Origin of the sequence: Acinetobacter sp. YH16056_T (genome assembly GCF_024605895.1) — a bacterium.
GTDB lineage: Bacteria > Pseudomonadota > Gammaproteobacteria > Pseudomonadales > Moraxellaceae > Acinetobacter > Acinetobacter amyesii.
In genome coordinates this window covers 1,398,382-1,420,453 of the sequence record NZ_CP094545.1, presented here as the reverse complement: position 1 = coordinate 1,420,453, position 22,072 = coordinate 1,398,382, and the positions used below count along the sequence as shown (strand labels likewise).

Annotated in this window: 26 protein-coding genes and 1 pseudogene; 14 read left to right on the top strand and 13 right to left on the bottom strand. The window is 39.4% G+C overall.

The window, feature by feature from the left end; genetic code table 11:
- Positions 1-50 precede the first annotated feature (50 nt).
- On the bottom strand, positions 51-326 hold the full coding sequence (locus MST17_RS07150) for a hypothetical protein (protein ID WP_078193570.1): 276 nt from the start codon (positions 324-326) through the stop codon (positions 51-53).
- 417 nt (positions 327-743) lie between these two features.
- Here MST17_RS07150 and MST17_RS07145 point away from each other — a divergent pair, with 417 nt between their 5' ends.
- Both MST17_RS07145 and MST17_RS07140 read left to right on the top strand, forming a co-directional pair.
- Complete coding sequence (locus tag MST17_RS07145; RefSeq protein WP_180027053.1) at positions 744-1,451, top strand: glutamine amidotransferase; 708 nt, start codon at positions 744-746, stop codon at positions 1,449-1,451.
- Positions 1,452-1,517: 66 nt separating this feature from the next.
- On the top strand, positions 1,518-2,147 hold the full coding sequence (locus MST17_RS07140; RefSeq protein ID WP_180027052.1) for a LysE family transporter: 630 nt from the start codon (positions 1,518-1,520) through the stop codon (positions 2,145-2,147).
- 81 nt (positions 2,148-2,228) lie between these two features.
- Here the strand turns inward: MST17_RS07140 and MST17_RS07135 are convergent, their stop codons facing one another.
- Positions 2,229-2,825: a YceI family protein gene (locus MST17_RS07135; protein ID WP_180003836.1), complete on the bottom strand. Its 597-nt coding sequence runs from the start codon at positions 2,823-2,825 to the stop codon at positions 2,229-2,231.
- A gap of 369 nt (positions 2,826-3,194) precedes the next feature.
- Here MST17_RS07135 and MST17_RS07130 point away from each other — a divergent pair, with 369 nt between their 5' ends.
- A complete protein-coding gene (locus MST17_RS07130; RefSeq protein WP_257223249.1) occupies positions 3,195-3,635 on the top strand; it encodes a hypothetical protein in 441 nt (146 codons plus the stop codon).
- Positions 3,636-3,687: 52 nt separating this feature from the next.
- Here MST17_RS07130 and MST17_RS07125 read toward each other — a convergent pair whose 3' ends face one another.
- The 5 genes and pseudogenes from MST17_RS07125 to MST17_RS17195 form a co-directional block, all read right to left on the bottom strand.
- Positions 3,688-4,131 (bottom strand): N-acetyltransferase, encoded by a 444-nt coding sequence (locus MST17_RS07125; RefSeq protein ID WP_227591806.1) that lies wholly within the window; start codon positions 4,129-4,131, stop codon positions 3,688-3,690.
- Positions 4,132-4,318: 187 nt separating this feature from the next.
- The gene (locus tag MST17_RS07120; RefSeq protein ID WP_078188774.1) at positions 4,319-4,534 is read right to left on the bottom strand and encodes a hypothetical protein; all 216 of its coding nucleotides are present in this window, start codon (positions 4,532-4,534) and stop codon (positions 4,319-4,321) included.
- Positions 4,535-4,716: 182 nt separating this feature from the next.
- Positions 4,717-6,705, bottom strand: a complete 1,989-nt coding sequence (gene tkt / locus MST17_RS07115; RefSeq protein ID WP_180027051.1) for a transketolase — start codon at positions 6,703-6,705, stop codon at positions 4,717-4,719.
- Positions 6,706-7,165: 460 nt separating this feature from the next.
- A complete protein-coding gene (locus MST17_RS07110; RefSeq protein WP_252725787.1) occupies positions 7,166-7,462 on the bottom strand; it encodes a pilin in 297 nt (98 codons plus the stop codon).
- Between the two features lie 32 nt (positions 7,463-7,494).
- Positions 7,495-7,591: pseudogene (locus MST17_RS17195) on the bottom strand (prepilin-type N-terminal cleavage/methylation domain-containing protein); the annotation flags it as partial.
- 445 nt (positions 7,592-8,036) lie between these two features.
- Here MST17_RS17195 and metK point away from each other — a divergent pair.
- From metK to MST17_RS07080, 5 genes are all read left to right on the top strand, one after another.
- Positions 8,037-9,203, top strand: a complete 1,167-nt coding sequence (gene metK, locus MST17_RS07100) for a methionine adenosyltransferase (protein WP_078188779.1) — start codon at positions 8,037-8,039, stop codon at positions 9,201-9,203.
- 169 nt (positions 9,204-9,372) lie between these two features.
- Positions 9,373-9,813, top strand: coding sequence for an SMI1/KNR4 family protein (locus MST17_RS07095; protein ID WP_180007743.1), 441 nt, complete (start codon positions 9,373-9,375; stop codon positions 9,811-9,813).
- Positions 9,814-9,964: 151 nt separating this feature from the next.
- Positions 9,965-10,309, top strand: a complete 345-nt coding sequence (locus MST17_RS07090; protein WP_078188782.1) for a hypothetical protein — start codon at positions 9,965-9,967, stop codon at positions 10,307-10,309.
- A gap of 146 nt (positions 10,310-10,455) precedes the next feature.
- Entirely contained in the window at positions 10,456-11,157 is a 702-nt protein-coding gene (locus MST17_RS07085; protein ID WP_180027050.1) for a VIT family protein, read from the top strand.
- Between the two features lie 135 nt (positions 11,158-11,292).
- Positions 11,293-12,504: a YeeE/YedE family protein gene (locus MST17_RS07080; protein WP_180027049.1), complete on the top strand. Its 1,212-nt coding sequence runs from the start codon at positions 11,293-11,295 to the stop codon at positions 12,502-12,504.
- A gap of 41 nt (positions 12,505-12,545) precedes the next feature.
- On the opposite strand, the gene MST17_RS07075 is transcribed toward MST17_RS07080, so the two are convergent.
- From MST17_RS07075 to MST17_RS07065, 3 genes are all read right to left on the bottom strand, one after another.
- Positions 12,546-13,067, bottom strand: a complete 522-nt coding sequence (locus MST17_RS07075; protein WP_180027048.1) for a hypothetical protein — start codon at positions 13,065-13,067, stop codon at positions 12,546-12,548.
- Between the two features lie 65 nt (positions 13,068-13,132).
- Positions 13,133-13,912 (bottom strand): TIGR03915 family putative DNA repair protein, encoded by a 780-nt coding sequence (locus tag MST17_RS07070; protein ID WP_180007739.1) that lies wholly within the window; start codon positions 13,910-13,912, stop codon positions 13,133-13,135.
- Positions 13,913-13,921: 9 nt separating this feature from the next.
- Positions 13,922-15,181, bottom strand: coding sequence for a putative DNA modification/repair radical SAM protein (locus MST17_RS07065; protein ID WP_180027047.1), 1,260 nt, complete (start codon positions 15,179-15,181; stop codon positions 13,922-13,924).
- A gap of 215 nt (positions 15,182-15,396) precedes the next feature.
- Between MST17_RS07065 and MST17_RS07060 the strand changes: the two genes are divergently transcribed.
- Complete coding sequence (locus MST17_RS07060) at positions 15,397-16,440, top strand: nitronate monooxygenase family protein (RefSeq protein ID WP_180027046.1); 1,044 nt, start codon at positions 15,397-15,399, stop codon at positions 16,438-16,440.
- Between the two features lie 220 nt (positions 16,441-16,660).
- Here MST17_RS07060 and dusB read toward each other — a convergent pair whose 3' ends face one another.
- A complete protein-coding gene (gene dusB / locus MST17_RS07055; RefSeq protein WP_249679974.1) occupies positions 16,661-17,638 on the bottom strand; it encodes a tRNA dihydrouridine synthase DusB in 978 nt (325 codons plus the stop codon).
- A 503-nt stretch (positions 17,639-18,141) separates the two neighbouring features.
- On the opposite strand from dusB, the gene MST17_RS07050 reads away from it, so the two are divergent.
- Both MST17_RS07050 and MST17_RS07045 read left to right on the top strand, forming a co-directional pair.
- The gene (locus MST17_RS07050; protein WP_180027044.1) at positions 18,142-18,516 is read left to right on the top strand and encodes a hypothetical protein; all 375 of its coding nucleotides are present in this window, start codon (positions 18,142-18,144) and stop codon (positions 18,514-18,516) included.
- Between the two features lie 315 nt (positions 18,517-18,831).
- The gene (locus tag MST17_RS07045; protein WP_171262568.1) at positions 18,832-19,002 is read left to right on the top strand and encodes a hypothetical protein; all 171 of its coding nucleotides are present in this window, start codon (positions 18,832-18,834) and stop codon (positions 19,000-19,002) included.
- Between the two features lie 91 nt (positions 19,003-19,093).
- Here the strand turns inward: MST17_RS07045 and MST17_RS07040 are convergent, their stop codons facing one another.
- Both MST17_RS07040 and MST17_RS07035 read right to left on the bottom strand, forming a co-directional pair.
- The gene (locus MST17_RS07040; RefSeq protein WP_373683444.1) at positions 19,094-19,261 is read right to left on the bottom strand and encodes an acyl-CoA thioesterase; all 168 of its coding nucleotides are present in this window, start codon (positions 19,259-19,261) and stop codon (positions 19,094-19,096) included.
- Between the two features lie 161 nt (positions 19,262-19,422).
- Entirely contained in the window at positions 19,423-19,605 is a 183-nt protein-coding gene (locus MST17_RS07035; protein ID WP_168377709.1) for a hypothetical protein, read from the bottom strand.
- Between the two features lie 277 nt (positions 19,606-19,882).
- Between MST17_RS07035 and MST17_RS07030 the strand changes: the two genes are divergently transcribed.
- The 3 genes from MST17_RS07030 to MST17_RS07020 all read left to right on the top strand — a co-directional run bounded on the left by MST17_RS07030 (position 19,883) and on the right by MST17_RS07020 (position 22,064).
- Positions 19,883-21,088, top strand: coding sequence for a DUF1615 domain-containing protein (locus MST17_RS07030; protein WP_180003816.1), 1,206 nt, complete (start codon positions 19,883-19,885; stop codon positions 21,086-21,088).
- On the top strand, positions 21,055-21,684 hold the full coding sequence (locus tag MST17_RS07025) for an HAD-IB family hydrolase (RefSeq protein WP_180027043.1): 630 nt from the start codon (positions 21,055-21,057) through the stop codon (positions 21,682-21,684). Before MST17_RS07030 ends, MST17_RS07025 begins: the two co-directional genes overlap by 34 nt.
- Positions 21,685-21,860: 176 nt before the next feature.
- On the top strand, positions 21,861-22,064 hold the full coding sequence (locus MST17_RS07020; protein ID WP_078188800.1) for a hypothetical protein: 204 nt from the start codon (positions 21,861-21,863) through the stop codon (positions 22,062-22,064).
- The last annotated feature ends 8 nt before the right edge of the window (positions 22,065-22,072 follow it).

The window sequence follows — 22,072 nt, the reverse complement described above, 5'->3', positions numbered from 1 at the left end:
AAAAACCGATACGGATATGTATCGGTTTTTTATGCGTACACGACCGCAAACTAGCGCTCAATTGCCTTCAGCATTTTCGCAATTTTTAGGGTATGTTCCTTCTGTCCTTTTTTCTCTAAGACTTTTTGCTCAACCCACCATAAATATTCAAAAATTTCTGATTCACTTGAATCCTCTTGAATTAATTTAAAAATATTGGGCAAATAATCATCATACTCATCACGTAAAGCAGGAATACGGCGAATCCCTAACGGGTCCCATTCCTTTAATAAAATTTTATGTATCGCATGCAAGAGACTGGCATCTCGATTATGTTTTGACTGCATACAAGTTCCCTGGCTTATATTTTTTTACTTTTAAAATCAGTTATCTAATTATGTGATGATATTAAAAGAAAAATGAACTGTTGTTTGTCGAAGATTTCATCATACGCATCTCTAAACGCTTTTCCATTGGTTTTTCATCTTTTTTTTATACTAAACCAAAGCTTTATCAAAATTTCATGCACTTTTTCTCATAAATTTTACCAATAAAGCCTTGCGGGATCCCTTAATTCACAGCACCAAAGTTTTAAATGCTAAGTTCTATCGTCGAACATAATCACTCAAAGAAAAAACAATCCGCTTCAACCAACTTCTATATTTATCTCTTTTCGTAATTGTGAAAAATTTACAGTTTTCCTTTTTATTCTCAGAGAATTCAAGCTACATTCTATTTTGAAATCTTAATCCTGAAAAATCCCTATGAGTACTGCATTAAACGAAACCATCTATGTCATTCAACACCTTGCATTTGAAGATTTGGGTTCATTGGAAGATGTATTTTACCAACTGGGTTATCGGGTGAGATACTTCGAAGCTGGTGTCGATGACCTGAGTAAAGCTATGCAACATACAGGGCTTACCATCATTTTGGGCGGCCCGATCGGAGTTTATGAAACTAATGACTACCCTTTCCTACAAAAAGAAATAGACTTACTTAAAGTACGTTTAGAGAGTAATTTACCGACTTTAGGCATTTGCTTAGGTGCTCAGCTAATTGCGCATGCATTGGGAGCGAAAGTTTATGCAGGTCATAGCAAAGAAATCGGTTGGAGCAACTTAGAACTTCATGCTATTACTCACAATATATTAGCGCCATTAGATCAAGTGCCTGTACTGCATTGGCATGGTGATACCTTTGATTTACCTGTAAATGCACAGTTACTCGCCAGCTCAGCAATTTATCCAAATCAAGCGTTTAGCTATGGGCCCAATATTCTAGCTCTACAGTTTCATATTGAAGCAGAAACACAGGCCATGGAAAAATGGCTAATTGGGCATACATGTGAACTGCATAAAGCACAAATTAACATCCCAAATTTGCGCATGGAAAGCCAACAACATACACCTCATTTAGAACGTGTTGCTCCCATGATTTTGCAACAATTTTTACAACAGCTTGAGCTTTAAAATAGCTATTAATTTAAAGCTAAATGGCTTATAACAGTTGCACTTCAAAACGTATAAGCCATTAGAATGACTCCCTTACTCAGTATTGCGCTCATCCACTTTTTTGCTCTCATCAGCCCAGGCCCAGACTTCTTTTTCGTCACTCAAAGTGCCATTCGACAATCCAGATCACATGCATTATTTGCCGCATTAGGTATATCACTCAGTATTTTAGTTTGGTCAATTTGTGCAATAAGTGGCTTACATTTTCTATTTCAAAAAATGGCTTGGTTACAACAATGCCTCATGATTTTGGGTGGCCTATATCTTTTATATTTAGGCACTCAGTTATTAAAGTCTGCGTGGAGTAAAGATCTAGGTACGCGTACAAAGCCAACCGAGCAAGCAGTACAGAAAAAATCGCCTTTGACGCTGTTATTCCAAGGTTTCTTGACCAATATGGCCAATCCTAAAGCATTGGTTTATTTCAGTAGTGTATTTTCTATTGGGATCAGTGCAAAGGTCAGTATTTTTGATCAAAGCTCTTTATTGGCTTTAGTCTTTATTGAAAGTTTGATTTGGTTTGCATTGGTTGCGGTCTTATTCTCAGCGCCTAAAATGACCCTTTACTATCAAAAATTTAGTAAAAAAATTGACGCAATTACCGGTGGAATTTTTATCAGTTTTGGCTGCCTGTTACTGATCAATCGCGATTGATCAAGCACCAATTAAATATCTGCCAAACATAAAAAAGCACCCAAATGGGTGCTTTCCTAACTTAGCTGAGGGAGCTAAATCTTATTTCGCTGCTGCCTTTGCTGTAGACACAGCCGCTTCAGTCGTAATATTTACCGTAATTTTGTCGCCTACATTCGGTACATATGCACCGACACCAAATGCTGAACGATCAAAAGAAGTCGTTGCATTGAAACCAATCGTTTCCGCCTTAGTCATTGGGTGAACGGCTTGCTTGTTCAATACAGCGTCCAATACCACTGGTTTAGTCACATTTTTAACTGTTAAATCACCCGTGATTTTGTATTTAGTTTTGCTGATCGCTTGAACTTTTGTACTTTTAAACGTGATATTTGGATACTTTTCAGCATCAAAGAAATCAGCTGTTTTTAAATGATCATCTAATGCTTTGACATTGGTATTTAAGCTTGATAATGGAATCGTCACGTTCACAGACGAATTTGCAGGTTTTGCATGATCGACATTAATTGTCCCTTGAATGTCACTAAAGTTTGCAGAAGGCGTTGAGAAACCAAAATGATTCCAAGTAAATACTGTTGCTGTATGAGTAGGATCAATTTGATAGGCAACAGGTTTTGCCATAGAAATTGTTGTAACTGATGCTACCGCCAAACCGATTGTTAATGCTTTAAAGTTCATGTTTTTATCTCACTTTCGAATACCATTAAGTCTATAGGTTTTTAGCCGTATTACAGCTTTAAAGATAAAACGTTTTGTTGCATGTTTAGAACGATAGTTTTGTAAAATCTGTAGCAGCATCTACAACCACTCTCAATTATTAAATTTCCCATATATTTCAAATAATTAATAATTTAATTGATCCATGAGTTATTTATCCTAAATTTAGGAAACATCAACCTATCTGAGTCGTAGGTTTTCTAAACAAATCCACTTAAGATTTTTAGACATCATAAAAATCTGAGTACCCAAAAATGACAGAACAATCGCTGGCTATTGAAAAAGCCTTAAACACAAAAAACTCCCAAAGATGTCGTTTTGGCATTTCTTATGAATACTTCAAAAGAACTCGTCGAAAATGCAACTCAGCTGTTGGTTGCAGAAGATGCGGCGTATGTTTCCCTAAACTTCAGCAACCCAGAACTGAAACAAATTGAGCCGTGGGCTGGGTCTGGCACAGGCAGAGCCATCTATATTTATACCTTTGCCAACGTCGGGACCTACTGGAATATCGACGACTTTCAAATCACCGATATGATCGCTGAAGATGAAACTGTAGCTGTATTTGGTCAATTCACCTACACCTCAGTCTATGCAAAAAATACTTTCACCTCGCCTTTTTCAATTAAAGCCAAAGTTCAAAACGGTTTAATCAGCTTTTTCCAATTTATGGAAGATACCTATGCCTCTGCATCATCATTCCGCGTAGGTGGAGAATGGATCATTCAGCAAGATGCTGACTCAGCTAAAAACTTTAAAGTTTCAGCTTAATACTGAGATGCGCAAAAGCTGCTGTTGATTTGGAATAGCTTTTTACATTGAGTTAATGACAGCGGTATTGGATAAATCCGGTTTTTCTCGCGATTTGATCATACAGCTTTTGCGCAGTTTCATTGTCCTGATGCGTAAGCCAATACACACGGTCACACTGCCGCTGATCACAATATTCTTTCACTTTCGCGATCAGCGCCTTGCCAATACCCTGCCCGCGATATTCTTCAAGCGTATATAAATCTTGCAAATAGGCATAAGGCTGCAATGTCCAGCAGCTCTCATGTTCTATGACATGCACGATCCCAACCACTTGATGTTCAATTACGGCTGCAAAGCCATACATATGTTCGCACTCAGCAGCATGTAACCTTTGCCATGTTCGCTCGGTCACTGCATCCGCCACCTGACTTTTATAAAATTCTAAATACAGCTCCCAGAGCGGCTGCCATTGGCTTTTTGAAATTTCAGTTAAATTTTTAATTTGTATTTGCACGTTCAATGGCTTTTTTAAATGATCACTGGATTTTTATAACTGAAATAAAGCTTTTTGTGTTGAAAACACTGTATTTTATGCGCTCTTTTTAAACATGATGAGTCTTGAAAGAACGTTTTCTTATCTGTTTTATAAATACGATAGGCAAATAAAAAGCCCGAAGATTCGGACTTTTTAACCATTCAGCTTATAGCTTTTCAACCAAGATCCGATCTACCTGCTTTAAACCTGTATGCTTTTCATGGTTCTTACGGCGAATCTTAATCACTTTGTCTTCTTGCAAATCTTGCAACATCAACTCTACTGCAACCATGGCTTCAAGCTCTAAGTCTGTGCCAATCCATTTCTGTTCACCAGCATCCATCAGTACAATTTCATCATTTATCTGATCATAAAGGCTCATCGTTTCCTCACTTGGGGCAACATTGCACCCGTGGCTGAATACTGCATGAATGAATTAATTTTAAACCAATGCTTTAATTCATTCGTTACAAATCGTTATTTCACAATTTAAAATAAATTTAATCTCTGCAATAAAAAACGCCCCTTCTCTGGGGCGTCTTTATTACGGTTAATCTTTACAGATTAAGCGGTAATTTCTTTCACAGCAGCAACAACAGCATCAGCAGTAATACCAAAGTGTTGATACAAGTCTTTTGCTGGAGCAGATTCACCGTAAGTCGTCATACCGATTACACGACCATCAAGACCAACAAATTTCCACCAGTAGTCCACATGCGCAGCTTCAACAGCAACACGCGCACGGATCGCAGCAGGAAGAACCGCTTCACGGTAAGCAGCGTCTTGTTTTACGAATTCTTCAGCACATGGCATAGAAACAACACGTACGCCTTCAAGCTGTGCGTAAGCATCCATTGCCAATGAAACTTCTGAACCAGTCGCAATGATGATTGCTTTCAATTCGCCTTTTTCTTTTGCAAGTACATAACCGCCTTTCGCAACGTCAGCAATTTGATCTGCTGTACGAGTTTGGAATGGCAAGTTTTGACGAGAGAAGATTAACGCTGTAGGGCCTTCGCTACGTAACAATGCAGATTTCCAAGAAATAGACGCTTCTACAGTGTCACATGGACGCCAAGTGTTTAGGTTTGGTGTTCCGCGTAAAGATGCAATTTGCTCTACAGGTTGGTGTGTAGGACCATCTTCACCTAGACCAATTGAGTCATGGGTATACACATGAATTACACGCTGTTTCATCAATGCAGACATACGTACTGCATTACGCGCATATTCCATGAACATCAGGAATGTTGCTACATAAGGAACGAAACCGCCATGCAGCGCTACACCGTTCGCAATTGCAGTCATACCGAATTCACGTACACCGTAATGAACGTAGTTACCCGCTGGGTTAGATTCAACGCCTTCTGCGCCTTTCCATAAAGTCAGGTTAGAACCTGCAAGGTCAGCAGAACCACCTAGAATTTCTGGAAGCTGTGGTGCAAATGCTTGAATGGCATTTTGGCTCGCTTTACGAGTAGCGATTGTTTCAGCTTTTGCATTTACTTCTGCAATATAAGCATCCGCTTTTACAGCGAAGTCAGCAGGTAATTCACCAGAAAGACGACGTTTGAGTTCAGCCGCTTCTGTTGGATATTTAGCAGCATAAGCCGCAAATGTGTCGTTCCAAGCAGATTCAGAAGTAGTACCTTTCGCTTTTGCATCCCAAGCTGCATATACATCAGCAGGAATTTCGAATGGACCTTCTGTCCAGCCCAAAGCTTCACGAGTTAAAGCGATTTCATCATTACCAAGCGGCGCACCGTGGCAATCTTCTTTACCTTGTTTGTTTGGCGAACCTAAACCAATAATGGTTTTACAGATAATTAAAGTTGGTTTGGTAGTTTCAGCTTTTGCTTCAACAGTTGCTGCGCGGATTGCGTCTGCATCATGACCATCAACTTTAAGCACTTGCCAACCGTATGCCAAGAAACGCTGTTCTGTGTCGTCAGAGAACCAACCTTCCACTTCACCGTCAATTGAGATGCCGTTGTCATCGTAGTAAACAACCAATTTACCTAGACCCAAAGTACCAGCCAATGAACATGCTTCGTGAGAAACACCTTCCATTAAACAGCCATCACCTAAGAAACAGTAAGTGTTGTGATCTACAACTGTGATGTCTTCTTTGTTGAATTGAGCCGCTAAAGTTTTTTCAGCAAGTGCAAAACCTACAGCGTTTGCAATACCTTGACCCAATGGACCCGTAGTTGTTTCGATACCCGGTGCATAGCCCAATTCTGGGTGACCTGGAGTTTTAGAATGCAATTGACGGAAAGATTTTAAATCTTCAATAGACAGGTCATAACCTGTTAAGTGCAATAGCGCATATTGCAACATAGAGCCATGGCCGTTTGACAATACGAAACGGTCACGGTTTGCCCATTGTGGGTTTGCAGGGTTGTGGTTGAGGAATTCACGCCATACCACATCAGCAATATCTGCCATCCCCATTGGAGCACCTGGATGTCCTGAATTTGCTTTTTGCACAGCATCCATTGCCAATACACGAATTGCGTTTGCAATACGACGTTCGTTAAGCGGGGTTGTCATAGGTCAGAGTCCAAACAAATGGTTTAAAAGAGTAAGATGAATAAGAATTCAAAGATGAGCATATTGTCTTAAAAAAAGCGGAATGGGTAAAGCCTCAGGGGCAAATTTTCGCTAATTATTCCTGCACCACCTGTATTTTGGGCGCTTATTGCTCAATTTCAAGCCTATGCATGTCGTTTATTTTGTATACAGTGACGCTTTTATATGGCGAATCAATGACAGCGCAATGCATATTTAGAGTTTTGTAAAGAAAGCAAATGCTTTATAACTGATAAAAGTCCAATACATCGAATGGAAAATGTGAATATAAATAGCAGCCAAAGCTTGTCCAGATAAATGACCATTTGAAATTTGATTTCATATAAAATACACCCACTACGGTTTGGGTAACTCAAACGTCGTACTCATCCTTATGAAATCAGTACTTATCCAGTATGTTCAAGACCGTACATACGGCACTTTAGATACCACGACATGTAGCAGGTAAATTTCGCTGCGAAATATCATCCGATTGACAATTCCAAGCACCATTTAAACCATCTGGAATACTAAAATAGATCTGCTTTGAGCGAAGAGCAAAATTGACATCTGTTGATTTAAACGTAAAAACCACTGAACACGTTCCTGCCACATCAGTAATTTCACTACTCGCAATATACTTGGTACTGATACTTTCATTTAGCGCTGTATTCAAATCTACACAGCTTTGTTCCGCTGAATAATTTTCAATCAGTTTTAATTTATAGGGTGAAATCATTGTTAATACTTCAGCCACTTGCGCCCGAGCAACATAGCCATTGTAAGATACAGTAGCAATTGCAGCCAAAATACCGATGATTGCCACAACGATCATAATTTCAATGAGTGTAAAACCAGACTGTTTCATTACGTTTCCCCCATTCAACGTAATGACAAATAGGCAATTTGCATACCAAGTCTCAAAAGCCCGTACTTATTGTGTTTGATTTTTTAAATTAAACGAATAATTGTCGTTTACAGTCATATTCTGACAGTTCATGACGTTCATCAATGATAAATCTCAGGATATGGATTTGATTTATTCTTATAATTGATTCACTTAAAAAAACAATTTAGGCAATTGAACGCCTAATCACATTGTTGCTTGTGCCAAAGCCCAATATCTCTGTTTTATCTCATCATAAAAAATTAAATTGAGAAATCCATAGCTCATATCAATTTTTTAGATGCATATATCAATTAAAAAGTCATTGAAATGAATTAATTTCATCCAATTTGGTCATGTTGAGCTAGTCCTAAACGCATTCTCGATGTAACATATTGCGTCTTTAAATTTAACTGTGATAGGACTTATGCGCGAGTACGCTGTATTTACCTCGGAATCTGTAAGCGAAGGCCATCCGGATAAAATGGCTGACCAAATCAGTGATGCTATTTTGGATGCAATCTTAAAAGAAGACCCATATGCACGGGTTGCTTGTGAAACGCTTGTAAAAACGGGTGCGGTTGTACTTGCCGGTGAAATCACAACAACTGCAAATGTTGACTTTGAAGCGATTGTTCGTAATACCGTAAATGGTATCGGATACCACCATTCAGATCTTGGCTTTGATGGTTCAACTTGTGCCGTGATCAACATGATCGGTAAGCAATCACCTGAAATTGCTCAGGGTGTTGACCGTCAAAAACCAGAAGATCAAGGTGCGGGCGACCAAGGTTTAATGTTTGGTTATGCAAGCCGTGAAACTGATGTGCTTATGCCAGCACCTATTTCATATGCGCATCGCTTAATGGAAAAACAAGCTGAACTACGTAAACAAGGTAAACTTGCTTGGTTACGTCCTGATGCAAAAAGCCAAGTAACATTTGCTTATGAAAATGGCATGCCAGTTCGCTTAGACGCAGTTGTACTTTCAACTCAGCACGATCCAAAAATTACTCAAGCTCAATTGAAAGAAGCGGTAATTGAAGAAATTGTGAAAAAAGTGATTCCTGCTGAAATGTTCCATGCAGACACTAAATTCCATATCAACCCAACAGGTATGTTCGTGATTGGCGGCCCTGTAGGTGACTGTGGTTTAACAGGCCGTAAAATCATTGTAGATACTTACGGTGGTATGGCTCGTCACGGTGGTGGTGCGTTCTCTGGTAAAGATCCATCAAAAGTTGACCGTTCTGCTGCTTATGCAGGTCGTTATGTTGCTAAAAACATTGTGGCTGCTGGTCTAGCTGACAAATGTGAAATTCAAGTGTCTTATGCGATTGGTGTTGCAGAACCAACATCTATCTCGATCAACACATTCAATACTGCAAAAGTATCTGAAGATTTGATTATTGCACTTGTACGTGAACACTTTGACTTACGTCCATACGGTATTACTCGTATGTTGAACTTGATCCAACCGATGTACCAACAAACTGCTGCGTATGGTCACTTTGGTCGTGAAGGTTCTGATACCGCATTCACATGGGAAAAAACTGACAAAGTGGAAGCGCTTAAAGCATCTGCTGGTCTTTAATCTTAATAGATTAATTTCTCAAAAAAGCCTGCATTAATTGCAGGCTTTTTTATGCCCCATATGTCCATAACTAAAACATCTAGGATAAAAATAACTAGTGTAAAAAATATTGACTAAAATTTACGCCTAGCTTATTCATAAAACACCAAAATAATTTAAGAACAATATCATGCCCTTTCCATTAGACTTAAAATTTATTACTGCAACTGAAGAACAATTAGGATTTAAGTTTCCAGAAAAATATAAAGCCAAAATGCAAATTGAAAATGGTGGCGAATTCGGCATTAGCTTTTCTAGTGCGGATGAATTTGAAGATGGTGATGATATCGAAGCATGGTGGCTCTTCCCCTTCCAGGACACCAGCGATGTGAAAAGAATAAAACGCACAACGAATCATCTAGCCGCAGAACATCAAACTATAAGTAAAATTGAAGACTTCCCTGAAAACAGCATTGCCATTGCACATAACGGTGATGGCGATTATTTATTGATGCATACGATAGACGATACACAATTGGGGGAAGAAATATATTTATGGCGCCATGAAGACAGTGAATTTATCTATCTACTTGTTAACTCAATTGAAGAATTATTTACTCAAAACACTTAACGCTATAAGTAGATATAAAGGCTTTTAAACTACAAAATAAGCTGGATAAAATTACACTAAATCAACAATTTTTGATCGATTTTTGAATATTTTTTCAGCTAATATAAATTCAGCCCATGCTACGGGCATAACAAAAAAAGGAAAGATCAAAATGAATAAATTACTTGTTGCTTTAGGTTTGGCTGCAACTGTTGCACTTGTTGGCTGTAATAAAGACAAAGCGCCAGAAACAGGTGCAACAACTGGTGAACACCTAGAAAACGCTGCTGACCAAGCAGGCCATGACATCGCTGATGCAACTTCAGAAGCAGCAACTGCGACAGCTACTGCTGTAGATAATGCTGCAACTGCAACTGCGACAGCAGCTGATAATGCAGCAGAAAATGCTGAAGCTGCTGCACACAATGCAAAAGAAGCAGCTAAAGACGCGACTGCTGCAACAGCAGGTGCTGTTGAGCAAGGTGCAGCAAACGTGAAAGAAAAAGCTCAACAATAAGCATTCTTTAAAAAAAGCACCTTCGGGTGCTTTTTTTATATTTGTCTTTTGCTCAGCGTGTTGTTTCAATCCATTTTTAACTTGAAATTTAACTGACGTCAGGTCAATCTTATGACGTCATATATATAACAAATTTAGAGAAAAGAATGTCTTATTCACATCATACCGAAAAACATTTTATGGAACGTACTGGTTGGCTACGTGCATCTGTACTCGGTGCAAATGATGGCATTATTTCCGTCACCAGTTTAATTATGGGCATGGCAGCAAGTGGTGCTTCTAGCCATACCTTACTCATTACCTGTATTGCAGGACTCATCTCTGGTGCAACATCTATGGCTGCGGGTGAATATATCTCTGTGAAATCTCAAGAAGACGTCGAAAAAGCAGATCTTCACATGGAACATAAAGAATTACAACGTAACCCAGATATGGAGCTTAAAGAGCTGACTCAAATTTATGTAAATCGTGGGTTAGAGCCGAACCTAGCACATGAAGTTGCAGTCCAATTGACGGCCCATGATGCACTAGAGGCCCATGCACGAGATGAAATTGGAATCCATGACAATACCGCAGCAAAACCCGTTCAAGCAGCACTATCATCGGCTTTAGCATTTTCAATTGGTGCACTATTTCCGATGGTTGCGATCTTGATCAGTGCTGACATGCATATTGAAAAAACTGTTATGGCCGTTGGCGTGATTTCCCTAGCACTCCTCGGTGCCTTAGCCAGTTATGCAGCAGGCACTTCTATGTTGAAAGGCAGTCTACGTGTTGCTCTGTGGGGCATTGCAGCCATGCTATTTTCTAGCTGGATTGGTTCTTTATTTAATGTAAATCCAGTTTAACGCTCGCTTTATCAGTTTTTCATATATGTTAAATCAATTATATACAGTAATGATTGTGTGATTTTTCAACAATATTCATTTTTACAATATATAAAAACCGTAAAATAGAGATACATTTTTTAAGCTTTTTTCTCCATGTCTGTTATTGCTGCGCCAGCCAATCGATCCAATATATCGATTTGGGTGGCTTTTGTTTTATTAATTTTAGGCACCATTGGTGCTTATCTGGTTGTAGGCGTTAACCAAGCATTGCTATTTTTAATTGGCGGTGCTTTGGGTATGACGCTTTATCACGCATCTTTTGGTTTTACCTCAAGTTGGCGTGTCTTTATTAAAGAGCGTCGTGGTCGTGGCTTACGTGCACAAATGATCATGTTGGCTTTGGCTGTACTGCTCTTCTTCCCTGCTTTAGGTGCGGGTGAATTATTTGGCAACCCAGTCAAAGGTAACGTTAATCCTGTTTCAATGTCCGTGATGATCGGTGCCTTTATTTTTGGTATTGGTATGCAACTTGGCGGCGGTTGTGCATCAGGCACCCTGTACACTGTGGGCGCAGGTAGTGCACGCATGATTGTAACGCTGATCTTCTTCTGTACAGGTTCACTGATTGCAACTTCACATATTCAATGGTGGTTTGACCTTCCCCACTTTGAGCCGATTTCTTTAGTCAAAAGCTTTGGTGTAGTCCCTGCACTGGCATTAAACTTTGTGCTCTTTATATTGATTGCCGCAGCAACAGTTTACTTTGAAAAGAAACGCCATGGTCAGCTTGAGGTCGAGCCGCAAGCCATGCAACACGGTTGGAAACGTTTTCTACGTGGTCCATGGCCTTTAGTTTGGGGCGGAATTATCCTAACTTTACTGAACTTTGCCACACTCGCACTTGCAGGCCGTCCTTGGGGCGTAACCTCTGCCTTAGCCGTTTGGGCCGCAAAATCAGCAAGTGTCATGGGGATCGATGTTGCATCTTGGGCATATTGGCAACAACCTGCAAATGCCAAAGCACTGACCGAATCATTATGGTTTGATATTACGTCGATGATGAATTTCGGCATCATGCTCGGTGCCTTACTCGCAGCGAGCCTAGCAGGCAAATTTGCACCGAACTTTAATATCCCAAAACGCTCACTGCTAGCAGCTGTGATCGGTGGTTTGATGTTGGGTTATGGCGCACGTTTAGCATACGGCTGTAACATTGGTGCATATTTCAGCGGTATCGCTTCAGGTAGTTTACACGGCTGGTTATGGTTAGTATTTGCCTTCATTGGGAACGGTATCGGCGTCAAATTACGTCCAATCTTCTTCCCTGGCGAACGTCCACAACCTGAAAAATTAACAGGCTGCTAATATCTGTGAAATAAAAAGCCCCTCAAGTGAGGGGCTTTTTTTTAATCTGTCAGTGCACCTTTTAGATTACAACCATATTGCATGGTTTCTTGTGCCTGTTTGTATGTGGTATAGCGGTTGATAATAAAATCATAAAATTGGTCAGCATTTGCAAATACCTGACTCAAATCTTCGCTTGCGGCATTTGGCAGTTTAACATCTTTCACCAAGGCCAAGTTCACATGTCCACGATGATACATTTCGGTAAAATAATGATTCATTACTTCGCAATAGGCAATTTTGGAGCTTTTTAAAGCGGTATTGGCAACAAAATGCTGATTTAAAGTTTTTAAGTTCTGAACATCTAAAGCGGATTGATCTGAAAAAGCCATACTTTCTACTTTTTTTAGTTGGCTAAAATCTTTTGCTAGAGTTTGATTTAATTGTTCAAAGCGTAGTTGTAATCCAGTAGTATCGGCAACTTGATAACTTTGCGGATTGAATGTTTTCTTTTCTTGTTCATTTGCAGAACACGCCGTGAGCGTCATTGCCGTCAGAACGGTCGTAACAAGAAATAATTTCATCAAGGTCTCACTTAAACAATCAAAAGCGCAATCATTATGCCCGAAAACAACTAGATGATTCACACTTAAATCGCTTTCTCATTCATATAACGCCAATAACGACGTGGCACATACTGCACATGTAATTTCATATTACGTCGAGCTTCAATATTGACACTTCTAAAATAATCTTTCCAAAGCTGATCATATAAAATTTCATCATCATCCAGTTCGATATTGAAGGATTGACTATGACCTGACAGTATTTGCCCGTCTATGGTTGTGGCATCCATATCCACTTGATGCACCTGCTGTAGATCATAGTAAATGCCATAGTTACGTTTTTCATCGTAAATTAGCCAACGTTGATCTTGATAGCGTGCCTTAAAATGCCGCTCGATCAAAGGCAATACATTAAAATCAGGTGAGACTAAACTAATAAACAAACCATCCTGACATTTTTTAAAACGCACAAAAGCTTCCATACGATGTTTTTCACGTCCCACTTGCTTCGCCCATTGACTCAGACCCAATACGTCTGCATGACCATAATTCTTTGATACATCTCGCTGCTGCTGAAACACATACACTGCAAAATTAAAGCAATGCTGAAAAGCCTGCTGCTGCTCGGATAAAAATGCATAATAAAACTGTTTCAACGCACGATCAGATGCTTTGAGTTTTAAACCCTGCCATACCCGCTGTGCATGTTCATCATGACTTGCTACATCAATGACATCGGCGAAAAGACCCGCCTGTACTTGCCCATCCGTGCAAATCTGTACGTCAAATTCCTTAAATTGAAAGGCCCGAAAAATGCAGCTTAGTAATCCTGTCATCGTGCCATCAAAGACATAAATACTCACGACTGTATCCTAAAAACCTAAGTTCAATTGAGGTGAAATCTGCTGAGTATATTTCGACTGACCACTTTGCAAGATCTGCTGACGTATTTGATGTGGCTGTTGATCTCGAATAAATTTGGGAGAATCTTCACAGCGTATAAAATGTTGTGCTCTGTTGTAGGAAATACCCATACGTTTTAATTGGTCGATATGGATTTTCCCAAAACGTCGTGCTTGAACAATTTTTTTAGCAGAACGTACACCAATACCCGGCACTCGCAAGATCATCTGATATTCTGCACGGCTGATATCCACGGGAAATTGCTCTGGATGACGCAGTGCCCACGCTAATTTTGGATCAATATCCAATTCTAAATTTGGATGCTCTTCATCGACCAACTCTGTCGCTTCAAACCCATAAAAACGCATCAACCAGTCACTTTGATACAACCGATTTTCTCGTAATAACGGTGGCGCAGAACCCACAGCTGGCAGCGCACGCTCCTCTTCATTAATTGGAATATAACCTGAGTAATACACACGCTTAAGCTTAAACTCTTTGTAATGACGGTCTGCCATCAGTATGACATCACGGTCAGACTCTTGATGTGCGCCCACCACCATTTGCGTCGTTTGTCCTGCGGGTACAAACTTAGGCACTGTACGTATTATTTTTCGTTCATCTTTAAATTGAATCAAACGGTCTCGGACGATACCTAAGTCTTTTTGAACTTCGACATGGCTTTTTTCAGGTGCAAATTTTTTTAACCCATCTTCTGTCGGCATTTCCAAATTAATACTCATACGGTCGACATATAAACCTGCTTCGGTAATGATTTCCTGAGATGCCCCCGGAATGGTCTTCAGATGAATATAACCATTGAAATTTTCTTCTAAACGCAGCTTTTTCACCACTTGCAACATGCGCTCCATGGTGTAATCTGCTGATTTAAAAATTCCCGAACTTAAAAATAGCCCCTCAATATAGTTCCGACGATAAAAATTCATGGTCAAATCGACCACTTCCTGTACCGTAAATGCTGCGCGCTTTACGTCGTTACTTCGACGGGACACACAATATGCGCAGTCAAAAATACAGACATTGGAAAATAGAATTTTTAATAACGAAACACAGCGACCATCTTCGGTATAGCTATGGCAAATGCCGTTTCCAGTATTACCCAGACCTTTGTCTTTATTTTGGCGCTTGCTACCACTCGAAGAACATGAGACATCATATTTGGCAGCATCGGCTAAAATTTGCAGTTTTTCACGGATACGTTCAGACATAGGAGAGTTTTAAAACTTAAAATGATCAGAGCATTAATTTTAATAGGATCAACCTCAAAAGTCGGGTCATACATCATTACTACGACACGAGGTGTCGCTTAATTTCAAGTACAACTTTCGTGTAAGCATAAGACCATTTTGATATGAAATAACGAATATTATTTGCTTAATTTCACTCGCTTGGGCAAAGTAATTAGAGTGATTGGAGTATGCACATGACTTTATTAGAAAAACTTGGCATCAAACACCCTATATTTCTTGCCCCAATGGCAGGTGTTTCTACACCTGAGCTTGCTGCAGAAGTGTCAAATCAAGGTGGACTTGGTTCACTGGGTTTAGGTGCAAGCAGTGTTGAGAATGCACGTCAGCAAATTTTACAAACTCAAGAACTTACTGACCAACCTTTTCAGGTGAATTTCTTTTGTCATGATACAGTAGAACTCGATGAACAAGTTGCTGCCAAATGGATCATGCAATTTAAATCACGCTTTGCTCAATATAATGCAGAAGCTCCAGAAGCACTGAACTGTATTTATCCAAGCTTTAAAGACAATGACCAGTTTCTAAACCTCGTACTGGAAACGCGCCCTAAAGCGGTAAGCTTTCATTTTGGTATTCCGCACCCACATCAAATCCAGGCCTTAAAACAAGCGGGTATTTTGACTCTAGTTTCTGCAACCAACTTAGCAGAAGCCAAATTGATTGAAGCTGCAGGCATTGATATCGTGATTGCTCAAGGTATTGAAGCTGGTGGTCACCGTGGCATTTTCAATGAAAACTTTGATAGCAGCGTCAAGACTCGTGACTTAGTTCAGCTCTTGAAACGCCATATTCAATGTCCAGTCGTTGCGGCTGGTGGCATTATGAATGGACATCAAGCCTATCAAATTATGGAGTTGGGTGCAGATGCTGTTCAACTGGGCACTGCTTTTGTGCAATGCAAAACATCAAATGCAAATGAGGCTTATCGCAAAGCACTATTTGATGCGCCCATCACGCAGATTACATCAAGTATTTCAGGCCGGCCTGCACGTGGCATTATCAATAACTGGCACACAGATATTGATACGCCGACTCGCCCAACCGTTCCGGCTTACCCATATAGCTATGATTTAGGCAAACAATTACATGCAGCAGCCAGCAAGCATGGCGTACATGAATATGGTGCATTTTGGGCAGGAACTAATGTCTCTCAAATACGTGAATTGGAAGCACCCGACTTGATCAATCAATTGGTTTTAGAAATGCGCTTTAACTAAGACCTCGCTCAACGCATCATTTAAACATGAATGCCTAATAAAAAGCCCTCAACATTGAGGGCTTTTTATGTGCAATTTAGGCTGTCATCGATGCACAATTTAAATATTTGTTTTAGATCATTTGAATAAAGTTAGTTAAATCTATTTCAAATAAATCTAACTAGCTTAAATCGACTTACTTTGTATCACATTGCACAGATCCATTTCGATTGGCTTTAAGTTATTTGGTTTCAAGCAAATTGACCTGATCAACTTGAACATCACTCATGATCTGACCATGATCGAGTAAGTGATTAAAATAGTTTTCGACGACTTTATATTGATCTGCTGTAGATTCAACTTTATACATATTTTGGCGGAACTCATTACTAGAGCGTAAACCCTTTGTGTACCAAGCAATATGTTTACGTGAAATTCGACAACCTGAATATTCACCATAAAAACCATATAATTCAGACAAATGTCCGAGCAATACGTCACGAACTTCCATAATACTTGGCGCAGCCATATGCTCACCTGTCGTCAGGTAATGTCCAATTTCACGGAATATCCATGGGCGACCTTGAGCTGCGCGACCAATCATGACTGCATCGGCACCAGTATAATCCAATACATATTTGGCTTTTTCAGGTGTATCAATATCACCATTGGCAATCACAGGAATATTGATCAACGATTTCACATCTTTAATTAAGCTATAACGCGCCGTATTCAGATACATATCTTCACGTGTACGACCATGAAGCGCCAATGCAGCAATCCCAGCTTCTTCGGCACGTTTCGCAACGCGCATAATGTTTTCATGACCATTGAGATAGCCCAAACGGGTTTTTAAGGTCACGGGCACATCAACTGCATCAACCACAGCATCTAAAATGCGAGCCACTAAGTCTTCATCTTTGAGCAGCGCTGAACCTGCTAACTTATTACAGACTTTCTTCGCCGGACATCCCATATTAATGTCGACAATTTGCGCACCATTTGCCACTTGATAGCGAGCGGCTTCAGCCAGTTCAGCTGGATCTGACCCTGCAATTTGGGCAGAAATAGGCGCTATTTCACCATCAAAATTGGCACGATAAAGACTCTTTTTACTCATGCGTAGTGTCTTATCTGCCGTCATCATTTCACTGACCGCATGACCTGCACCAAAGTATTTGCAAAGTGTACGAAATGGGCGATCTGTAACCCCTGCCATAGGTGCCACCCACAGTTTTCTCTCGATGGGACGATCGAACAATTCTTGAATGACAGGATGTTGACTCAATGTTTTAACCTCTAGCTATATTTAGCAAATGATGCCCGAACCACATTCGAAATCTTCGAAGCCACTTTTAACAATGCTAAATTCAAATGTATGTTCGCAAAATCTGTTGAGCGTAAAAACGTTTCATGGCAATGATTATACAATTGAATGATGACAATGAATATCAACATTGCTCAACGATTGAATTGAGGAATTTGAAGCCTCGGAATTGGACGGCAAATTTGCAATGCGATAGTTTAGTAATTCCATACAAAAATTTCTACGCTTTTGCTTAAGAGTCGTTGAAACTTATGCATCAGCCATGTAGTTAACACACTATCGATTCAACATCAGACTTTCAGCAGATCTGCCTGTACAGGTGTTACTATAGAGGGATACTGCTAAAATCATTGAAAACTTAAACCCGATAAATTCACATCTGTGAGTTGAAATTTATGAAAAAATTGAAAATTCTCTCTTTTATATTTTTCGCTACTTTTTTGACTGCCTGCCAACAACCCAATGACGAGATGGCTGCAGCTGAAAGCCAAAACGCTGATTTAACAACGGAACAAGCGACTCAACAATTTGAGCAGTCAGATGCGCAAATCAGTCAATACCTTGATGTTTTAGATGCTCCAAGTACATCGATCAAGGAAAAAACCCAAGTCTTATGTCATGACTACCCTCATGAATATAAAACTAACTACATGCCTGCCATGCTCAAACTCGCAGCCCAAGACTATACTCAAGATAAAATGTTGAATGATTTAAAGATTGCACAGGACTATTACAAAGAAAAACTCAAAATTGAATGCCCTGCTGAATAATCTCCCTTTCATCATGGCGTCACAATTGTGCGATAAATTGTTATTAAGCGAAAAGTGTGTAAGTTTCGCTGTAATAACAATGTAAAATACACTTCCCGATTTATTCGGGTTTTTCTTTTTAAAGCCTTTCAAATATTAAACGACATTTGAATGACACATATTATTTTGTAATGGATTTCAAACTATTGATTTATTTTGATAAGTTTTTCGCAAATGTTCACAATCTAGACACATAACAACTCATTTTAATTACACTTTTATCATGATTAATACATTAAGTTGTTTTTTCCAAAAAAATAGACTGAAGATTGAATCATGAAAACTTTAAACAAAGTACTTTTCGCTACACTTATCTCTGCTGCTGCTGCAACTACATTTGCTGCTGAAGAACAAAAAGTTGAAGCTGCTGCATCTGAAGCTCAAACAACTGAAGTTGCTCAAGATGCAACTGAAGCGGCTCCTGCTTCTGAAGCTGTTGCAAAATAATTGAGCAAAAATTTAAAAGCCCACAGATTGTGGGTTTTTAAATTCACAGACATTTTAGATCTGTCGCAGCTTTCAATGAATTTGATTTCAATTATTTAAAATATAAACGTTGAATTTGACGTGCCCGCCGGTTTAAACCCAATACTTTTTTTCTTTGTAAAATGTCTTCTTCACTAAATCCCAAGTGCTGGATTAATTCAGACATAGCTAAATCTGCATGTTCGATCAACACGGCATCTTGTTCAGTTGACCAAATCACGTTTGATACCTTTAATTTGTGCTGGCGTTTTAAATTTCTCATTTGCACAGTATAAAATACTTTAGACACATCAACAAAAAGCCCACCCGATGTGAGCTTTTTGCACAGACTGAGTATTCATCATCTATTGGATTGAAATATAGATTTACTGAACGATGATGTTAAAGATTTTCATCCTTCGTGATCATCACTGAGGTTAAAATTGGAACGGCAAAACAAGGTAGTAAGAGTAAGATCCAATATTCCACCATCGGTTTAGCCACAACAAAGTTAATAATGATTGCCCCCAATACCATAACTAACGCAATCAAACCCAAGAAACGACTGAAAAATTTAGCTGGCATAATAATCCCCTTAAAAAATTTATGGATTTCAGCTAGTATATACCTGCATTTTTTATAATCTGTTGAAAATGATATTGGAATATTCATCTATTTAGCTCAAAAAGCATTCTTTTTCCAATCATCCTGACAGAACTGCTTGTTTTTACACGCGTAGATCTCCATAAATAGATTGACAGTCCCCTATGAGACATATACATATTTATTCATTACTTATGTATTTTGCATAGTATACTGCACCTGCTTTGTCGCCCCCATATGGCTGAGTTTATTGGAAAATATGAACAAAACTTTTTCGACCACATTATGCTTTAAATCCCTTTCTGTACTGGCTTTATCCATTGGCTTGGCTGCCTGTGGTAATGGTTCATGGTGGAGCAAAGATGAACCCACTATGGAAGCGGAACAGATCAAAAAAGCCATTCCACCTCGCGTGAATGAACGTCTGTCATGGGCCAATGATATCTACGACATTAGTGATCAGCTCGGTATTCCAACCACGAAAGAAAATGTTTGTACGATTGTTGCTGTAGTCGATCAAGAGTCCAATTTTGTTGCCGACCCGCATGTGCCGGGACTCGGTGAAAAAGCCGTCAAAGAAGTTCAAGATCGTCTTGAAGAAAAGTTTAAAGATAAATTGGGTGATGGCATCGGTGGTACAGTCGCTGGCTATTTCCAAGATGTGTTAAAAAATCAACCGAGTCCAGAAGATAACTATCTGAGCCAAATGCGCCGTGTACAAACTGAACGTGAACTAGACGAGTTATATCGTGAAATTTTTGACTATATGTCTAAACATTATCACGTGAGTGCTTTGACGGGCGCAGCGAAACTGGTTGGACAAGATATTGGTGAAAAGCTCAACCCAATTACTACTTTGGGTTCGATGCAAGTCCATATAGGCTATGCCAAAGACCACAAACGCCAAGGTGGAAATATTGCCGCACTACGCACAGACATGTATAGCCAATATGGCGGTTTGTATTATGGCATCCACCGTTTAATGATGTATCCGGCTGAATATGACAAACCGATTTATCGTTTTGCAGATTATAACTCGGGTCGTTATTCGAGTCGTAATGCGGCATTCCAAAGCATGTTGAATGACTTGACCCCTGCTGAGCTCGGCTTAGATGGTGACCTCTTACTTTATAATAAAGATGGTTCTCCACGTTCTGCAAAAAGCCAGTCTGAAACCGCGTTGATTGCCGTTTTTGCAGAAAACAATGTGATCGCGACGCCACGTCAAATTCGTTCAGATCTTAAAAAAGAAAAAGATCAGGACTTTGAAGATACTTTGACGTATAAAGCGGTCAAAAAATTGTACCAAGAAAAGACTGGTAAAGAACCGTTTTACGCCATGATGCCTGAAGTCGTAATTTCGGGGCCAAAATTAAGCCGTGATTACAATACCAATTGGTTTGCCACACGAGTCGATGGACGTTATCAAACATGCATGCGCCGCATCAAAAACCTAAAACTTTAGCCTTATTTGATTTTGACGGAACCCTGTGTAATAAAGACAGTTTTACAGGGTTCATCTTCTATTCCCTGCCTAAAAGGCATATCGTGCGCCAAGGGATTAAAATTCTTCCTTGGATTCAAGGCTATTATCTCAAGCTATATCCTGCACATGCAATGCGTCCTCGCCTATATGCCGCAATGTTTAGCCAAGCCAATCATGAGCACATTTTAAATCAAGCAGCGCAATATGCTGAACATTTGATGGCAGAACTCAATCCTTCACTGTATGAACAATTACAGCAACACCAAAAACGCGGTCATGAAGTCGTTTTAGTTTCGGCCTCCGTCGATTTATATCTTAAACCTGTGGCTGAAAAGCTCGGGGTCAAACTGATTTGTACCGAAACAGCAGCCAATGACCAAATACTGACTGGTTTGTATCAAACCTTAGACTGTAGTGGTGAGCAAAAGAAAATTCGCGTTTTGGAGCAATTTAACCTTCAAGACTATGAGCATGTTTATGCCTATGGAAATAGCGATGAAGACCTCGCCATGTTTGAATTGGCCACCCACCATTTCATGAATGGACAGGATAAGTGCCTACCAGAACTCGACTAAAGTCGAGTAATTTAGTTTGTTTTATTAATCAAAGTTAACAATCACAAACTTAAATTTAAGTCGCTCTAATATATGGGTAAATTTTGAAAATTCTGCTTTTATTTTGACTTTATAGTGTGCTATTTTTCTCATTAATTAGAAATAATGCGGTCAAATATTAAAAGCGGGAAAAGAATATGAATCAATTCAATCCACCGAAATATGTCAAAGGCCTCCATATTAAATTTGGCGAAAATCCATTTGTACTCCTTGCTCAATTTGCCTTCTCAGCCACTCGCCAGATGTGGACGAAAGAAGAAATTGAATTGGTCATTCGTATGGCTAAAAAAGGAAATTATATGAATTTGATTAAGATCCTCAAATTACATATCAAAAAGTAAAATAGATA

What these genes read in the sequence shown, in the direction of transcription:
- MST17_RS07150 (WP_078193570.1), bottom strand. Translation starts at nt 326, where the DNA reads ATGCAGTCAAAACATAATCGAGATGCCAGTCTCTTGCATGCGATACAT.
- MST17_RS07145 (WP_180027053.1), top strand. Translation starts at nt 744, where the DNA reads ATGAGTACTGCATTAAACGAAACCATCTATGTCATTCAACACCTTGCA.
- MST17_RS07140 (WP_180027052.1), top strand. Translation starts at nt 1,518, where the DNA reads ATGACTCCCTTACTCAGTATTGCGCTCATCCACTTTTTTGCTCTCATC.
- MST17_RS07135 (WP_180003836.1), bottom strand. Translation starts at nt 2,825, where the DNA reads ATGAACTTTAAAGCATTAACAATCGGTTTGGCGGTAGCATCAGTTACA.
- MST17_RS07130 (WP_257223249.1), top strand. Translation starts at nt 3,195, where the DNA reads ATGAATACTTCAAAAGAACTCGTCGAAAATGCAACTCAGCTGTTGGTT.
- MST17_RS07120 (WP_078188774.1), bottom strand. Translation starts at nt 4,534, where the DNA reads ATGAGCCTTTATGATCAGATAAATGATGAAATTGTACTGATGGATGCT.
- tkt (WP_180027051.1), bottom strand. Translation starts at nt 6,705, where the DNA reads ATGACAACCCCGCTTAACGAACGTCGTATTGCAAACGCAATTCGTGTA.
- MST17_RS07110 (WP_252725787.1), bottom strand. Translation starts at nt 7,462, where the DNA reads ATGATTTCACCCTATAAATTAAAACTGATTGAAAATTATTCAGCGGAA.
- metK (WP_078188779.1), top strand. Translation starts at nt 8,037, where the DNA reads ATGCGCGAGTACGCTGTATTTACCTCGGAATCTGTAAGCGAAGGCCAT.
- MST17_RS07095 (WP_180007743.1), top strand. Translation starts at nt 9,373, where the DNA reads ATGCCCTTTCCATTAGACTTAAAATTTATTACTGCAACTGAAGAACAA.
- MST17_RS07090 (WP_078188782.1), top strand. Translation starts at nt 9,965, where the DNA reads ATGAATAAATTACTTGTTGCTTTAGGTTTGGCTGCAACTGTTGCACTT.
- MST17_RS07085 (WP_180027050.1), top strand. Translation starts at nt 10,456, where the DNA reads ATGTCTTATTCACATCATACCGAAAAACATTTTATGGAACGTACTGGT.
- MST17_RS07080 (WP_180027049.1), top strand. Translation starts at nt 11,293, where the DNA reads ATGTCTGTTATTGCTGCGCCAGCCAATCGATCCAATATATCGATTTGG.
- MST17_RS07075 (WP_180027048.1), bottom strand. Translation starts at nt 13,067, where the DNA reads ATGAAATTATTTCTTGTTACGACCGTTCTGACGGCAATGACGCTCACG.
- MST17_RS07065 (WP_180027047.1), bottom strand. Translation starts at nt 15,181, where the DNA reads ATGTCTGAACGTATCCGTGAAAAACTGCAAATTTTAGCCGATGCTGCC.
- MST17_RS07060 (WP_180027046.1), top strand. Translation starts at nt 15,397, where the DNA reads ATGACTTTATTAGAAAAACTTGGCATCAAACACCCTATATTTCTTGCC.
- dusB (WP_249679974.1), bottom strand. Translation starts at nt 17,638, where the DNA reads ATGGCAGGGGTTACAGATCGCCCATTTCGTACACTTTGCAAATACTTT.
- MST17_RS07050 (WP_180027044.1), top strand. Translation starts at nt 18,142, where the DNA reads ATGAAAAAATTGAAAATTCTCTCTTTTATATTTTTCGCTACTTTTTTG.
- MST17_RS07045 (WP_171262568.1), top strand. Translation starts at nt 18,832, where the DNA reads ATGAAAACTTTAAACAAAGTACTTTTCGCTACACTTATCTCTGCTGCT.
- MST17_RS07035 (WP_168377709.1), bottom strand. Translation starts at nt 19,605, where the DNA reads ATGCCAGCTAAATTTTTCAGTCGTTTCTTGGGTTTGATTGCGTTAGTT.
- MST17_RS07030 (WP_180003816.1), top strand. Translation starts at nt 19,883, where the DNA reads ATGAACAAAACTTTTTCGACCACATTATGCTTTAAATCCCTTTCTGTA.
- MST17_RS07025 (WP_180027043.1), top strand. Translation starts at nt 21,055, where the DNA reads ATGCATGCGCCGCATCAAAAACCTAAAACTTTAGCCTTATTTGATTTT.
- MST17_RS07020 (WP_078188800.1), top strand. Translation starts at nt 21,861, where the DNA reads ATGAATCAATTCAATCCACCGAAATATGTCAAAGGCCTCCATATTAAA.